Origin of the sequence: Porphyromonas uenonis DSM 23387 = JCM 13868 (genome assembly GCF_000482365.1) — a bacterium.
GTDB lineage: Bacteria > Bacteroidota > Bacteroidia > Bacteroidales > Porphyromonadaceae > Porphyromonas > Porphyromonas uenonis.
In genome coordinates, this window is the sequence record NZ_KI535308.1 from 269,082 (window position 1) to 284,322 (window position 15,241).

Annotated in this window: 10 protein-coding genes; 3 read left to right on the forward strand and 7 right to left on the reverse strand. The window is 52.9% G+C overall.

Going from position 1 to position 15,241, the window contains the following annotated elements:
- The first annotated feature begins 544 nt into the window (after positions 1-544).
- Positions 545-1,882 (forward strand): NADP-specific glutamate dehydrogenase, encoded by a 1,338-nt coding sequence (gene gdhA, locus L215_RS0107630; protein ID WP_027451587.1) that lies wholly within the window; start codon positions 545-547, stop codon positions 1,880-1,882.
- A gap of 327 nt (positions 1,883-2,209) precedes the next feature.
- Here gdhA and ung read toward each other — a convergent pair whose 3' ends face one another.
- The 6 genes from ung to L215_RS0107660 all read right to left on the reverse strand — a co-directional run bounded on the left by ung (position 2,210) and on the right by L215_RS0107660 (position 9,983).
- On the reverse strand, positions 2,210-2,875 hold the full coding sequence (ung, locus tag L215_RS0107635) for a uracil-DNA glycosylase (protein WP_027451588.1): 666 nt from the start codon (positions 2,873-2,875) through the stop codon (positions 2,210-2,212).
- 108 nt (positions 2,876-2,983) lie between these two features.
- Entirely contained in the window at positions 2,984-4,294 is a 1,311-nt protein-coding gene (locus L215_RS0107640) for an acetyl-CoA hydrolase/transferase family protein (RefSeq protein ID WP_027451589.1), read from the reverse strand.
- A 138-nt stretch (positions 4,295-4,432) separates the two neighbouring features.
- Positions 4,433-5,593: an iron-containing alcohol dehydrogenase gene (locus tag L215_RS0107645; protein ID WP_025884323.1), complete on the reverse strand. Its 1,161-nt coding sequence runs from the start codon at positions 5,591-5,593 to the stop codon at positions 4,433-4,435.
- 73 nt (positions 5,594-5,666) lie between these two features.
- A complete protein-coding gene (locus tag L215_RS0107650) occupies positions 5,667-6,569 on the reverse strand; it encodes a Ppx/GppA phosphatase family protein (protein WP_025884324.1) in 903 nt (300 codons plus the stop codon).
- Complete coding sequence (locus L215_RS0107655; protein WP_025884326.1) at positions 6,566-8,665, reverse strand: RNA degradosome polyphosphate kinase; 2,100 nt, start codon at positions 8,663-8,665, stop codon at positions 6,566-6,568. Before L215_RS0107655 ends, L215_RS0107650 begins: the two co-directional genes overlap by 4 nt.
- 79 nt (positions 8,666-8,744) lie before the next feature.
- Positions 8,745-9,983 (reverse strand): nucleotide sugar dehydrogenase, encoded by a 1,239-nt coding sequence (locus tag L215_RS0107660; RefSeq protein ID WP_027451590.1) that lies wholly within the window; start codon positions 9,981-9,983, stop codon positions 8,745-8,747.
- 655 nt (positions 9,984-10,638) lie between these two features.
- On the opposite strand from L215_RS0107660, the gene L215_RS09660 reads away from it, so the two are divergent.
- On the forward strand, positions 10,639-12,051 hold the full coding sequence (locus L215_RS09660; RefSeq protein ID WP_025884374.1) for a leucine-rich repeat domain-containing protein: 1,413 nt from the start codon (positions 10,639-10,641) through the stop codon (positions 12,049-12,051).
- A 115-nt stretch (positions 12,052-12,166) separates the two neighbouring features.
- Here the strand turns inward: L215_RS09660 and L215_RS0107670 are convergent, their stop codons facing one another.
- On the reverse strand, positions 12,167-14,584 hold the full coding sequence (locus tag L215_RS0107670; RefSeq protein ID WP_238296709.1) for an outer membrane beta-barrel protein: 2,418 nt from the start codon (positions 14,582-14,584) through the stop codon (positions 12,167-12,169).
- Here L215_RS0107670 and L215_RS10355 point away from each other — a divergent pair.
- On the forward strand, positions 14,576-14,740 hold the full coding sequence (locus L215_RS10355) for a hypothetical protein (protein WP_238296708.1): 165 nt from the start codon (positions 14,576-14,578) through the stop codon (positions 14,738-14,740). The two genes, L215_RS0107670 and L215_RS10355, sit on opposite strands and share 9 nt — an antisense overlap.
- The last annotated feature ends 501 nt before the right edge of the window (positions 14,741-15,241 follow it).

A 15,241-nucleotide genomic window follows, 5' to 3' on the forward strand; every position in this document is an offset into this window, starting at 1 on the left:
CACCCTTACACCGTGCAAAGGTAGAGCGTAATCCTTAAAACAGCAATACCAAATAGTCGGTAATCTGTTGTATATCAAAACGATGTGAACGTTCAGCATCTATCGTTCGAAGCCTGTCATACCTCCTCCCTTCGATTGGTTAAATTCTGAATACTATAAGTAGAGAGATGCGCCCAGATACTGCTTTCTCACGAGGAAATTGAAATTCTCCAGGGAGCAATCGGCAAATTCCTCCGGACTTTCATTTCATTCTTCCGAAGTTTCATTTCATTCTTCCGAAGTTTTATTTCGAACTTCCGATCTATTTCGGCTTTTCTCGGTAGAGATTTGAGATTTCTTGATGAGTTATTTGGCAAATAGCTCGTATGACCCCAAAGTTGTCGGCACAGCGCGTCAGCTCCAGACGGCTTTTTTCCTGCGCCCCAAGTAGGAATGGAGGGACTTGACTCAGCTTTTTGAACTTTGGTGTGCTGAGGGCTTGCTTCATTGGGAAATTAGGCGTAACTTTGTGGTACATATCCGATAATCCTAATCATTAAATCAAATGAAGACAAGTGAGATCATTGCCCAGCTAGAGGCAAAGCATCCCGGCGAGCCGGAGTTCATCCAGGCTGTCCGTGAGGTCCTCCTTTCTATCGAGGACATTTACAACCAGCATCCAGAGTTTGAGAAGAACAAGATCGTCGAGCGCCTCGTCGAGCCCGACCGTATCTTCACCTTCCGTATCCCCTGGGTGGACGACAAGGGTGAGGTCCAGATCAACCTCGGTTACCGCGTACAGTTCAACAACGCCATTGGCCCGTACAAGGGTGGTACACGCTTCCACCACACGGTGAACCTCTCTACCCTCAAGTTCCTCGGCTTCGAGCAGACCTTCAAGAACGCCCTCTCTACACTTCCTATGGGTGGTGGTAAGGGTGGCTCTGACTTCTCTCCAAAGGGTAAGAGCGAGCGCGAGATCATGCGCTTCTGCCAGGCTTATGTCACTGAGCTCTACAAGTATATTGGCCCGGACATGGATATCCCTGCAGGCGACGTAGGTGTCGGTGGTCGTGAGGTAGGCTTTATGTACGGTATGTACAAGAAGCTCACTCGTGAGTGCACAGGTACCTTCACAGGCAAGGGTCATGAGTTCGGTGGATCACGCCTCCGTCCAGAGTCAACGGGCTACGGCGCTATCTACATGGTCAATGATATCTGCAAGCAGCACAACATTGACTTCAAGGGCAAGACGGTCGCTGTATCAGGCTTCGGTAACGTCGCTTGGGGTGCTACCATGAAGGCTACTGAGCTAGGTGCTAAGGTTGTCTGCATCTCTGGTTCTGATGGTTACATCTACGATGAGAACGGTGTCAGCACTCAGGAGAAGTTTGACTACATGTGCGAGCTCCGCAACAGCGGTAACGACGTCGTAGAGCCATACGCTAAGAAGTTTGGCGCTAAGTTCTTCGCAGGCAAGAAGCCCTGGGAGCACAAGGTAGATATCGCTCTCCCCTGCGCTATCCAGAACGAGCTCAACGGTGACGATGCTAAGAAACTCGTCGAGAACGGTGTAACGATCGTTGCTGAGGTTTCTAACATGGGTTGTACAGCAGAGGCTGCTGAGTACTTCGTTGAGAAGCGCATCATCTTCGCTCCTGGTAAGGCTGTCAACTGCGGTGGTGTCTCTTGCTCTTGCCTAGAGATGTCACAGAACGCAGCTCACATCTACTGGTCTGAGGCTGAGGTAGACGAGCGTCTACACCAGATCATGAAGGACATCCACACTCAGTGCGTAGAGTACGGTAAGGAGCCAGACGGCTACATCAACTACGTCAAGGGTGCTAACATTGCCGGCTTCATGAAGGTCGCTAAGGCAATGGTTGGTCAGGGCGTCTGCTAAAACAGATATACAGCACAATAGCCTAGCTACACACGTATGCGTGTCAGCTAGGCTATAGCTTATACCTTATTTGTTTGCCTTTTCATTAGAGAGGGTCGCTACTCATACGAATAGCGACCCTCTCTCTATCTTATGAGACTGTTGCAAAAGTCAACAGTCTCACAATCTTGCTTGCAAGATTGTCTAGACTTTGCAGAAAGGATGAAGCGCAAGGCGCTGAGGGTGAGGTCTGAAGGGAGCATACCTCCGTATGTGACCGAAGCCGAATCCCGAAAGCAACACAGCGATTCGCCTTTATGCAACAGTCTCCTTTTGTCTACGGTCTTATCACCAGCGAATCGGCTCGTAGCCGTATCGCTGTAGGTAAGCATTGGCCTTGGAAAAGTGCCGACAGCCGAAGAAGCCCCGATGAGCCGACAGCGGACTAGGATGAGGCGCCTCGAGGATGAGGTGCTTCTGACGGTCGATCAGCGCTCGCTTGCAGCGCGCATAGTTGCCCCACAGCATGAAGACGAGGTGCTCTCTCTGGCTACTCAAGAGCGAGATGACCTCATCGGTGAAGGTCTCCCACCCGTGCCCCTGATGCGAGCCAGCTTCGTGTGCCACAACCGTGAGCGTAGCGTTTAGCAAGAGGACTCCCTGACTACACCAGGGGGTTAGATGCCCCCCGACGATCTGCGAGGGATGCCCTAGGTCAGAGGCGATCTCGGTCAATATGTTGCGCAGACTGGGTGGCACCTCGACACCCTCTGGCACGGAGAAGGCTAGCCCCTCGGCTTGCCCCACGCCGTGGTAAGGATCCTGCCCGAGGATGACGACCCGTACATCTTCGAAGGGACAAAGGTCAAAGGCTCGAAAGATCTGTCTCCCAGGCGGGTAGATCCTCTTCGTCTGGTACTCCGAGCGCACAAAGGTGGTCAAGGTCTCAAAGTAAAACTTTCCGAACTCCTCCTCTAGCACCCGATGCCAGCTAGGCTCTATGCGAACATTCATACGATACGGCTCTTTAGTTTTATCAAAAAGCTAAGCGAGTCTCCTCTGAGCAACGGTACTGGTGTCGCTACTTGAGAAGACTCGCATATGATGGTCGGTAAGCTAGGACTACTTGCCCCAGCGCTTGATGACAGCCTCTTGTAGCATCTCCCTAAACTTAGGATGTGCGATGCCGATCAGCGCCTCAGCGCGCTCACGAGCCGTCTTGCCACGGAGGCGCGCTATGCCATACTCCGTGATGACATAGTCCACATCGTTGCGACCAGTGGTCACCGCTGCGCCCTCTGCTAGAGTAGGCACGATACGGCTGATCTCACCACCCTTGGCTGTAGAGGCGAAGGCGAGGATACTGCGGCCACCCTTGGAGCGTCTGGCTCCACGCATGAAGTCTACCTGACCGCCAGAGCCACTCAGCATATTGTAGCCGATGCTCTCGGCATTGACCTGACCGAGCAGGTCGATCTCTAGGCAAGAATTGATCGAAACCATGTTGTCGATGCTTGCCACGACAAAGGGATCATTCGTATAGCTCACAGGATACATCTCGACCTCCTCATTGTGGTCGAAGAAGTCGTACAGCTCCTTCGTACCCATCGCAAAGGCCGTAACCACCTTGTTGGGGTTGCGCGTCTTACGCTTGCCCGTGATGACACCCTCACGCATCAGCTTCATGACACCATCGGTAATCATCTCAGAGTGGATACCTAGATCCTTGCGATCCTTAAGGTTGCTCAGGACTGCATCTGGGATAGCACCAATGCCTAGCTGTAGCGTGTCGCCATCCTTGATCATCGAAGCACAGATCTCACCGATCTTGCGCTCGATCTCACCAGGCACAGCGGGTGGAACCTCGGGCACAGCCGTGCTCACCTCGATGATATGATCCAGCTTCGTCACATGGATCAGGTTGTCGCCACCGATGAAGGGGAGCTGATCATTGACCTCTGCGATCACAACACGAGCAGCCTCCGTAGCGGGTTTGGTGTAGTCGCACGAGAGACTGAAGGAGCAGTAGCCCTCTTCATTGGGTCTAGTCAACTGCACGATAGCTACATCCACAGGGTAGAAACCATCGGTAAAAAGCCCTGGCACCTCGTGAAAGTGGCAGGGGAAGAAGTCCACTAACCCCGCACGGCACGCCTTACGAGCGTTAGCCTCCAGGAAGTTGATCTTGAGATTGAAGTGCTGCGCTATCTCAGGTGTAAACTGGTAGCCAGCGCCATAATACAGGACGTGAAAGATATTACCTGTGGGTAGCTCTGCGACATGCTCCATCATACTCTTGAGAGTTGTGTCTGGGGCGGCAGCCGCATGACCTACGACAATGTTACACCCCTCTGTGAGCTCCTTCTTGAGGGCTGCTAGGGGGGTGGTCAGGTGAGATTGATAATAGGACTTCCAGTCCTGATTCTTTTGCATAGTGTATCTTGCTTATCTGTTGTTTGAAATGATGTCTACACTTAACTCTTGGAGGTGCAGCCCCGCCCATATGAACTTAGAGCGAGGAGCGCCTCAAGCTTTATCGGATACAAAGATACACATTCTTACGGAAGCGACTTACTCGTAAGCCAACTCCAGGATCTGTCGTACGATCTCGGGCGTCATATTCTGATGCTCTCCGAGCACGGTACCACGCTCCGTGAAGCGACGTACCACTTCGTCGATCACCTCATGAGGAACCTCCGCATCGCGTAGCGTGACCGAAAGACCGAGCTTAGCAAAGAACTGCTTCGTCGCCTCGATAGCCGCCGTGATAGCATGATCCTCGCCTTGGCACGCCTGAGGGGTCAAGCCCCATATGCGAGCCGCATATTGTAAGAGCTTGTCCTGCTTGCCTAGATGGCGCATCACCTGCAGCGTAGCGGGCAGGATGATGGCGAGCGTATGGCCGTGCGTTAGTCCCGTCAGGGCGGTCACCTCGTGACCTATGTAGTGCGTGCTCCAGTCTTGGTCTACGCCCCACGAGAGGTAGCCATTGAGCCCCACGGTAGCGCAGAGCATGAACTCGCCCATCAGGTCGACATCCTGATGATTGTGCGTCAGCCCTGGGGCTATCTCAATGAGCGTCTGTAGCACTCCCTCAGCCATACGATCCATCAGGAGCGGACTCCGCATCGTCGTCATGTATTGCTCCATAACATGGACGAAGGTATCAGCCAGTCCGCACGCCACCTGGTAAGGCGGTAGCGAGGTCGGCACATGAGGGTCTAGAATAGCAAAGCATGGATGCTTACTCGAGAATGAATACTTCTCCTGCGTCTCACGACAAGAGATGACACCTCCACTATTCATCTCCGACCCCGTAGCAGGGATCGTGAGTACGACCCCAAGAGGTAGATGCTCGCCCCTATGCTTGCCAGCACGGACTATATCCCAGGGGTCCTGGTCACTACACATCGCAGCGATGATCAGCTTGCTCGCGTCGATGACTGAGCCGCCACCCACGGCTAGGACAAAGTCGCACTGCTCCTGACGACCCAGCTCGACAGCCTTACGGATCGTCTCGACCGTAGGATTGGACTCGATGCCCCAGAACTCCGTCACCGAGCGTCCCTCCAGTGCTTGGCACACGGCATCGTAGACGCCATTGCTGCGTATACTGCCACCGCCCATCACAAGGAGAACGCGGTAGTGTGGATCAATGAGCCGAGGAAGCTCGACAATGCGTCCCTCGCCGAAGACAAGCTTCGTGGGATTGTAGTATGTGAAGGGTTGTATCATGCTTCTTGGTAGATTAAAGTGTGAATTAAAAGATTAGCTTCGTAGCCTTGCCTAGAGCAAATATACAAGTTTAGTCTGTGACCTGCAGGTAAAGCTGATCGATGATGCCGTCCGCCACGCCAATCGTTGGCACGATCACCTGATCGGCGTGCAGGGCAGCAACAACTCTGGTGAAAAGCTCGCCCGCCGGGACGATCACATCGGAGCGGTCGGGCTTCAGATTAAAGCGGGTCATCCGCTGCTCATCTGTCAGCGCCGCAAGCGTCTCGTAGATCTCCTGTAGCGCTTCAGCAGAGATAAAGCGGGTATCAGGCTTGGCAAGGTCAGTCGTGCCATTGAGCCGAGCAAGCCGATTGATGTTGCCACCCGTACCAACGATGGTTGCAGCTCCATACTGACTGTACAGATCCGCGAGGTACTGGTCAAAAGCCTCGAAGGTTGCATCCCGCACCACCCCGCTCAGCATACGCACCGTGCCGATGTCAAAGGAGCGAGTCGCGACAGGCTCTCCACCCACATAGAGGTTCAACTCTGTACTACCTCCGCCCACATCCACAAAGAGGTAGTTGCGATCTGTCGTGATGACACGATGTACCTTACTTTGCGCCACGAGAGCTGCTTCCTCCTCGCCAGAGATCACCTCTATCTCTATGCCTGTCTTACGGAGCACCTTGTCCACGATCTCCTGAGCATTGCTCGCCTCGCGCATCGCTGAGGTAGCACAAGCGCGGTAGTGAGCCACGTCGTAGATCTTCATCAGATGCTTGTAGACCTTCATGAGAGAGAGTATATCACGCTGCTTCCTCTTAGATATCTGCCCAGAGATAAAAGCATCTTCGCCCAGTCGGAGTGGCACACGCAAGAGCTGCACCTTGCTGAGCGGTTGCTCGGAGAGGTCACTATTGACGCACTTGATGAGGAGCCGCACGGCATTTGAGCCGATGTCAATGGCGGCGAGGTTAAGCTTTCTCATATCTTCGTATCAGTGTCTATGTCTTGTTGTAGGTAGTAAGCGTAGAGATCAGTCTGCGAGCGGTACCATGGCGTCGGAGCATCCTCACGCCGAGGACGCCCGTCGTGACTATTGACGTAGTGTCCCTGCGATACATCTTGCAGTCCGCATGCCACGATGTGATGCAGGTCTCGCTGTATCTCCTTATCGTAGACAGGAGCGACCACCTCGATACGACGATCTAGGTTGCGCTGCATCCAGTCGGCCGAGCCGATGAAGTAGAGCGGATCGTCATTATTGCAAAAGATAAAGATGCGCGAGTGCTCCAGATAACGATCTATGATGCCGTAGACGCGAATGTTTTCGCTCACTCCCTTGACACCCGGCACTAGCGAACAGTTGCCACGCACCAAGAGATCAATGTCCACACCCGCCTGAGAGGCGGCGTAGAGACGCTTGATGAGGGCGGGGTCGACGATGTGATTCACCTTTATCATAATGTACGCAGGCTTGCCAGCAAGCTTATTTTTGATCTCCCGATTGATCAGAGCGATAAAGCGACGGCGCATATCATTTGGCGAAACCAGTAACTCCTTAAAGCGAGTATCCAAGTAAGGCTTCTCGATGTACTTAAAGACATCCGCCACCTCTTTCGCTACATTCTTATTGGCCGTCATAAGCATCACGTCAGTGTAGACACGCGCTGTGCCCTCGTGCATATTGCCCGTACCGATGCAGGCTATATCTCCATGTCGGGTCGTGATATGGACCAGCTTGCTGTGTATCTTCAGCGTCTCAGGACCAAAGAGCACATTGATACCCGCCTCGATCATCTCCTTAGCCCAGGCTATGTTGCTCTCCTCGTCAAAGCGCGCCAGTAGCTCCACGACGACCGTCACCTTCTTACCGTTCTTAGCCGCAGCAATCAGGGCGTTGATCACGTTCGAGTCCTTAGCGACACGGTAGAGCGTACACTTGATCTCCCGCACCTCATCGCTAATAGCTGCCTCACGGAGGAGGCGCAGGAAGCGGTTAAAGCTGTGATAGGGGAAGTGCAAGTGCCGGTCTTGATGCAGCACCTGATCGATCATACTCTCCGTGAAGTCGATGCCATCGCCTAGGATCGGCGTCTGTGGCGGATTGCACAAGTCTTGGCGACCGCACTTGGGGAAGTCCATCAGGTCACGCAAGTTGTGGTAGCGCCCGCCAGCCACTTTGGCATCGTTGCTGTCTAGTCCCGCCTTACGAAAGATCTTATTGCGCAGTGAGCCAGGCATATCGGCATCGTAGACCACACGGAGCATCTCGCCCTTGCGACGACGACGCAGCCCCTTGGAGACACGCTGCACCACCCCTACATCGACATCCTCCTCACGGATGTCCATCTCCGCATCCTTGGTAAACTTGAAGGTGTAAGCCTCAAAGTCATTGCACCGCGTGCCCGCAAAGATATACTTAAGGTTGAAGCGAATCACATCATCGAGAAACATGATGCAGACCCTCCCCTCCTCGTCGTCAGCGATGCGGATGAATCGGCCGAACTTCTCTACGGGAGCCTTGATGATGCCGACGCTCTGACGCAGTGGTTTGTCACACCCCGGCTCTAGCTCTTTCATCTGCACAGCTAGGTAGATAGACTCCTCTATCTGATCTGCCGAAAAGTCCATCTTGCGCAGCGAGAGCGGATTGGTACTCGCTCCCAGTTTCCTAATGTAGAAGTCAAAGACCTGCTCCTTCTGTCGGGGCGTCAGTTCCAGCTCATTGACCACTCGTATACCAGCCTCTTCGAGATCATCCAGAGCCTGCTGAAAGTTCTCCTCAAAGGTCTCAGCGTACTCCTTATTGAGCTTGTAGATCTTACGCAGCGTCCGCTCCGCCTCCTTACGTTGCGGTGCTGATAAGTCCTCGTCCTCTGCGATACGACGTAGCGAAGCCACACGCACACGAAAGAACTCGTCCAGATTGTTTGAGTAGATGCCTAGGAAGTTTAGTCGCTCCATCAGCGGGACATCCTCTCGAGCACTCTCTAGGAGGATGCGCCGATTGAAGGACATCCAGCTTACATCTCGATCTATGTAGGGGAATTTGTTCACTTTGCGTTTCGTTGTTTTGCCCATAAGTTGCGATACAATGGTATTGAGGCAAATGTACTACTTGTATGTTGAGGATCTGTTAAGAAACAGTGTACCCCCCGCTCTAATCACGGCGGAAGATGTCTCGTGTGTAGACCCGCTCGGCGACATCGTCAAGATCAGCGTGGTAGCGGTTCGTAATAATCGCCTGAGAGCGAGCCTTAAAGGTCGCTAAGTCATTCTCCACAAGGCTCCCGAAGAAGGTCGTATGCTGAGCCAGCGTAGGCTCGTAGATGATCACCTTAGCCCCCTTTGCCTTGATGCGCTTCATCACCCCCTGGATCGAGGAGTGGCGGAAGTTGTCGCTGTGGCTCTTCATCGTCAGGCGGTAGATGCCGATGACGCACTCACGCTCTTGCGTCGGGTCGTACTGATTCTCCTCCATATAACTATAGTAGCCCGCCATCTTGAGGACCTGATCAGCGATGAAGTCCTTGCGCGTACGATTGCTCGCCACGATCGCGCCGATGATATTTTGTGGCACAGCATCGTAATTAGCAAGGAGCTGCTTCGTATCCTTAGGCAGGCAGTAGCCTCCATAGCCAAAGGAGGGATTGTTGTAATGATCGCCAATGCGAGGATCTAGGCAGACGCCCTCAATGATGCTCTTGCTATCCAACTCCTTGAGCTCGGCATAGGTGTCTAGCTCGTTGAAGTAGGAGACCCGCAGCGCTAAGTAAGTATTGGCAAAAAGCTTGACCGCCTCAGCCTCCGTCGTACCCATCAGCAGCACAGGCATATCTTGGCGAATGGCCCCCTCACGTATCAGCTCGGCAAAGCGCTCAGCACGCTCTCGCTGATGGCTACTTTGCTTGTCATAACCCACGATAATGCGCGAAGGGTAAAGGTTGTCGTAGAGCGCCTTGCTCTCACGAAGGAACTCTGGCGCAAAGAGTATATCCTCGTACCCCATCAACTCGCGCAGGTGAGCCGTGTAGCCCACGGGCACCGTTGACTTAATCACAATCGTCGCTGCAGGGTTGCAGGCTCGTACGGTAGTGACCACCACCTCGACAGCAGAGGTGTTGAAGAAGTTCTGCACTGAGTCATAGTTAGTCGGCGTGGCCACCACGACAAAGTCCGCCCCTCGATAAGCCTCCTCGGCATCTAGCGTAGCACGCAGCCGAAGCTGTCGTGTCGCCAAGTACTCCTCGAGGTAGTCATCCTGTATCGGTGACTGACGCTGATTGATCAGGTCCACCCGCTCGGGCAGGACGTCCACGCCCACCACCTCGTGGTGCTGCGCCAGGAGCACCGCCACCGAGAGTCCCACATAGCCCATGCCTGCGACTGCTATCTTCATACGTTCAGAGATTAGATTGTAGTAAGTGTCTGGACAAAAATACAACAATTCGTGGATAGCGACTCACAACGCTGACTTCACGCCAGGGCTGACGCAGTATAACCAGCCGTCTAGGAGCGGCGCATGACGATAGCTAGGGATAGACCGTTCGATTATCACTACAAAGTGGCTACGGAACCTCTCTGATCACGCCTTCCTCCCGAAGAATGGAATTCCTACCTAAGAATTTGCCCAATAGCTACCTAGGAATTTGCCCAATTCCTACCTAGGAAATAAAAAATTCTTCGGAGGAATCAAATGAAACTTCGGAGGAATCAAAAAATAAGTCCGAAGAATTGCCCATTTCCTAGGTAGCAAATCAAAAATATCTACGGAGGAATTTGGGCAATTCCTAGGTAGGAAATGAAACGAACTCATTTTTATCATACGTCAGCCCTACGTTGGGATCTGCCAAGGCATATAGAATTCGAAGCTTTTTGTACTTTTGCACTCGGGAATGACTAGTCATGTGTTTGTGTGGGTGGTTTGACCCTCAGCTCTCTGCTATCACTCTGAGGCAGGCGCTGGTCGTCTACAACCGTAACCTTTGTGAGCGGGCTCGCGTGCACGCTCACCGGTGTGTGGACTCGTAAATCTATAATCTCAAACTTATAATATGAAGCAAAGTAATCAACAGATCTTTCTCCACGCCCTCGGGGTGTCTTTCTTTCTCGTGATGCTCTGGTCATCACTGACTCTGTCTGCTCAGCAGACGGATACTTACATTACGCTGACAACCTCTCATAAGGAGGGCGAAATGATTGAAATCGGGTTCCTTGCCAAGGACATCAACAAGGTGTCTATTGACGGCATCAAGGAGCAGCCCTCTAGGTCAGGCTCTAGTACTCCTGTTAAATACACGCTAACTAAGCAGACGCTGACGATACAAGGTGAGCTCACTCTACTCTTCGTATCAGATGCCATGCTGACTCAGCTAGACATCACACACATGCCTTCGCTAGAAACGCTCAACTGCGCTCGCAACAGGCTCACCTCTCTAGACTTGTCTCGTAGTGTGGCTCTAAAGGAGCTCCACTGCTTACACAATAATATCACGGAGCTCAAGGGTCTCGCATCAGCTCAACAGATTAAGACGCTCCTCTGCCAGGAGAATGCTCTTAGTACCCTAGATTTATCTCAAATGACAAAGCTGGAGCACCTTGACTGTTCAAAAAATCGCATCGCCTCGCTAGATCTCTCTAATGCGACGGCTATAAAAAACCTTACCTGTGTTGAGAATAATATCACCTCCCTAGATCTGTCTCAGACGAAGCAACTAGCTTTTTTAGATTGCTCTGCCAATAAGTTGACGGCTTTAGACCTATCCAACCTGAGCCACCTAAATGATGTCAACTGTGCTGGCAATCAGATAAGAGGGAAGGCTATGACACAGTTGATGAATAGGCTACCAGCACCTAAAGATGGCGGTTGGCTAACCCTAGTGACAAACAGTAAGGATGACGAAGACAACATCGCCACAAAGGAGGATGTAGCTACTGCGATCACGCGCAGATGGAAGGTGATAGATGACCAGCAAGATGACTACAAGGGTGTTGATGCCTACGCAGTAACACTCGTCACTGGCGATGGGGGTACAGCAAAGGTGCAGGAAGATGTGGAACTCTCCAAGGTGCCCGAAGGTCTCAAGCTAACGATCATCGCTACCCCGCAGACGGGCTTTGAGCTGGACAAGATCATGGCGGGAAGCGAGGACATCACGACGAGCAAGCAATTTGTCGTCAAGCAAGCTACCGAGGTCCAAGTCTTTTTCAAGAAGAGCACTGCCATCACTGACGTAGCTAGTACACAGTTGCAGATTTATCCCAATCCCACGGCTCAGGAGCTACACATCGCAGGTGTTGCGCCACATTTGCCACTGACGCTATACAATGTAGGGGGCGAGGCTTCGGCAGTCGCTAGGTCAGACTCGCAGGGCGTGGCTGAGATGGACTTGAGCCATCTGCCAGCAGGGATCTACCTACTCCAGATCTCAGGAGAGTTGCATCGCATCGTACTCCAGAATCGCTAAGCGACTACACTAACCCACGTAAAGAGAGGAGACGACCAACCAGTGTGGCCGTCTCCTCTTGCTTTTATGCAGGGATCTTATGGATCCCTAGTGTCCATTTCGCTAGAGCAGGGTATCAGATGCCGAAGCGGTCGGTCGAGAGCTGTGTGGGTTCCTTCGTCTGCACCTTGTCAAAGCTACCGAAGGTGTAGCTCAGATGAACTGAGAAGCGGGTATTGTAGCGTGAGGGTCGGAAGTCCACCTGATGGATGCCGTAGTTGACTCGCACCCGAGGCACACCCGCATTGAGGAGGTCGTCCCCTCGCAGGGTGAGGCTCCACTTCTTATCCTGGCTGGTCCACTTAGCACGACAAGCGATGTTGTATATATCGCCTAGACTATAGTAGCCCTGTATGGCTCCATGCAGATAGCTTCCGTCTAGCCCGATGGTGATATTGTGCTTTTGGCTGAGCCTAAACTCATTAGAGAGGGCGACATAGTACATAGGCTTGGTGCACTGATAGGTCGGCTCGTAGGGGATCTCTAGCTTGACCGAGTTAAGCTGACCATTGAGGGTCAGGCGCGCGTTCCACCACTTGGTCTGAGGCAGTGGCACGACAGCTCCGATACTAGCATTACTGGCATAGTGCCAGTTCCACGTTTTGTAGACTATACGACTCCTATAGGGGTCTAGGTACATCTGCTGCTCGAAGCGATGAGGCTGATAGTAACCGCTCAAGAAGAAGACATACCGCTGCTTGAAGATGTAGTTCACCTGTCCACTGTACGTCACGTAAGGCCTAATCTGTGGATTACCCTCCCAGAGCTGATAGCGATCATCCGCCCGTGAGAAGGGTTCACGCTCCCAATAGCTCGGATCCCTCTTGCTGGACTGAATATTCACCTGTAGGACATGATTGGGATTGCGTGCATAGCTGAGACTCGCCTGCGGTATAATCTGAAAGGTCTCATCCGCACCTATATAGTTGGCGTAGTCTCCGATTAAAGTTAGCCCGAGGCTTAGCCCATTCTTAAACTGCTTTTTACCGCCTATATAGAGGTCCGCCAGTAGCTCTTTACTGGTTCCTGACACTGCGTCGTTTGGCACCTCCCGACCATTTCGCCAAAGGTAGGTTTGTCCATTGATCGTCTTGGAGTAGGAGACCTTGGAGCCGTACGACAGACCCCAGCCACCATCCCAGCTATGACTATTGTCGATATGCCCGCCCCACACCTGCGAGAGCTGATCGCTCGTATAGCTCGTAGCATAAGGTGAGCGAGGAGACTGCTCCATACCATAGAGCACCTCTCTGTGATCCCGATAGTGCGTGTAGAAGAGACCCGCCAGCAAGTTGCCACCCAACCTATAGTTTATGGCGACGTGATGCGTATTATCATTGCCTTTATTGAGCGACTCTAGAGGTTCACGCTCCTTTTGGTTGACTTGGTATCGGTTCGTACCCTCGGGAGGGGTCAAGCTCCCGTAGTAGTCAACGGATAGCGCATGCCGCCCGAACTTATACCCCAGCTCGGCAAAGAGGGTGTGCTTGTTATAGTTCGTGTAGCCGCTGTTTTCTATCTCAAGCCCCTTGGTATAGCGACCAAAGGGGGCTATGTCGTAGATTAAGTCGCTTCGGATTTTACCTAGACTAGCCCTATAATTGGCAGTGACGGAGAAGCCATTGGGAGCGGAGTAGTTGACACTACCACCCGCAGCGTAGTTGCTGTAGTACTTATTGCTATACTCGGTAAAGAGCTGACCAGAGGTGCCACCCAGAGAGCTGCCCGCAGCTTGCCCCTTGAAGACCACATTGATCGAAGCACCCTTAGCCCGATAACGGGCAATGGGAGTATAGGAGATCTCCACACTAGCGACCATCTCTCGGGGAATGCTCTTGAGGCGCTCCAGCAGCATATCCTGAGGAACATTCGAGGGCTGACCATTGAAGACCAAGGTATACCCATTGGTCCCCACGAGCGTCGGGACATCGCCCTGCATCGACATCCCAGGGAGCTGACCCAGCATCTCATAAGCGGTCGTGACGGAGCTATGCGCAAAGAGCTGATCAATATCGTAGCTCGGAGTGGTTCCATCGACGAGCTTCATAAGCGGACGCTCCGCCTTGACCACCACTTCGCCCAGTTCACCAGTCGCTTGATCCATATAGAGCACGTCAGGCAGCGGAGCGTCAAGGCTCACGCGAAGGGTCTGATACGCGAGATGGTTAACCTGAAGCCAATGCGCCCCCGCTCCCGAAAGCTCGAAGGTTCCCCCATCGCTCGAAAGCGTCGTGGAGACCACCGTCGAATCTGCCGAAAGCAATATGACAGTCGCCATAGAGATAGGCTCCTGGGTCATCCTATCTCTGAGCTGCCCGCGGTAAATCTCTCCCTGCTGCGTGCGCTGCGTCTGGGACTGTGCGCTCGGAGACTGGAGCTGTGCATCCTGAGATTGGAGCTGTGCATCCTGAGATTGGAGCTGTGCGTTTTGAGATCGCAGTGATTGCTGAGCTTGCTCTTTGACGGTTTGTCCGCTGAGGCTCTCTTGAAGCATCTTTCCGCTAAGGCTCTCTTGAAGCGTCTCTCCGCTGAGGCTCTCTTGAAGCATCTTTCCGCTAAGGCTCTCTTGAAGCGTCTCTCCGCTGAGGCTATGGGTGAGCATCAAGCTAACTACAACCAATATCGCGAGAAGTCCGCTCGTTCTTCCTAACATCATAGCTCTTTTTGTCTGTTTGTCTGTATGTTACTGCGCTGCTTGTCGCAAAGGTACTTTTTTTTTAGATGCGCAAGCCAACACTGAGACCCGTAAATTCAACTCCGAAAATCTCACGAGTAACCCGATGAGACGAATAGGATGATGAGACGAATAGGATGATGAGACGAATAGCGAAATGTAGGGACGCACGATCCGTGCGTCCGTTCCCGTTAAAGCGAGACGAGTAGCCACCTGTAGGGACGCACGGCTCGTGTCTAGCGGGAGTGCGTCCGTTGTATCAAAGGTTACACAGCACCCGTTCCCGTCAAAGCGAGACCTGTAGCGAAGCTCCGACGTGTAACCGCTGTAGGGACGCACGATCCGTGCGTCCGTTCCCGTTAAAGCGAGACGAGTAGCCACCTGTAGGGACGCACGGCTCGTGTCTAGCAGAAGAGCGCCCGTTGTGTCAAAGGTTACAGCACCCGTTCCCGTCAAAGCGAGACGAGTAGCCTCCTG

Coding starts and splice junctions, on each gene's coding strand:
- L215_RS0107650 (WP_025884324.1), bottom strand. CDS start 6,569: ATGAGAAAGCTTAACCTCGCCGCCATTGACATCGGCTCAAATGCCGTG.
- ung (WP_027451588.1), bottom strand. CDS start 2,875: ATGAATGTTCGCATAGAGCCTAGCTGGCATCGGGTGCTAGAGGAGGAG.
- L215_RS0107655 (WP_025884326.1), bottom strand. CDS start 8,665: ATGGGCAAAACAACGAAACGCAAAGTGAACAAATTCCCCTACATAGAT.
- L215_RS0107660 (WP_027451590.1), bottom strand. CDS start 9,983: ATGAAGATAGCAGTCGCAGGCATGGGCTATGTGGGACTCTCGGTGGCG.
- gdhA (WP_027451587.1), top strand. CDS start 545: ATGAAGACAAGTGAGATCATTGCCCAGCTAGAGGCAAAGCATCCCGGC.
- L215_RS09660 (WP_025884374.1), top strand. CDS start 10,639: ATGAAGCAAAGTAATCAACAGATCTTTCTCCACGCCCTCGGGGTGTCT.
- L215_RS0107640 (WP_027451589.1), bottom strand. CDS start 4,294: ATGCAAAAGAATCAGGACTGGAAGTCCTATTATCAATCTCACCTGACC.
- L215_RS0107670 (WP_238296709.1), bottom strand. CDS start 14,584: ATGCTTCAAGAGAGCCTCAGCGGACAAACCGTCAAAGAGCAAGCTCAG.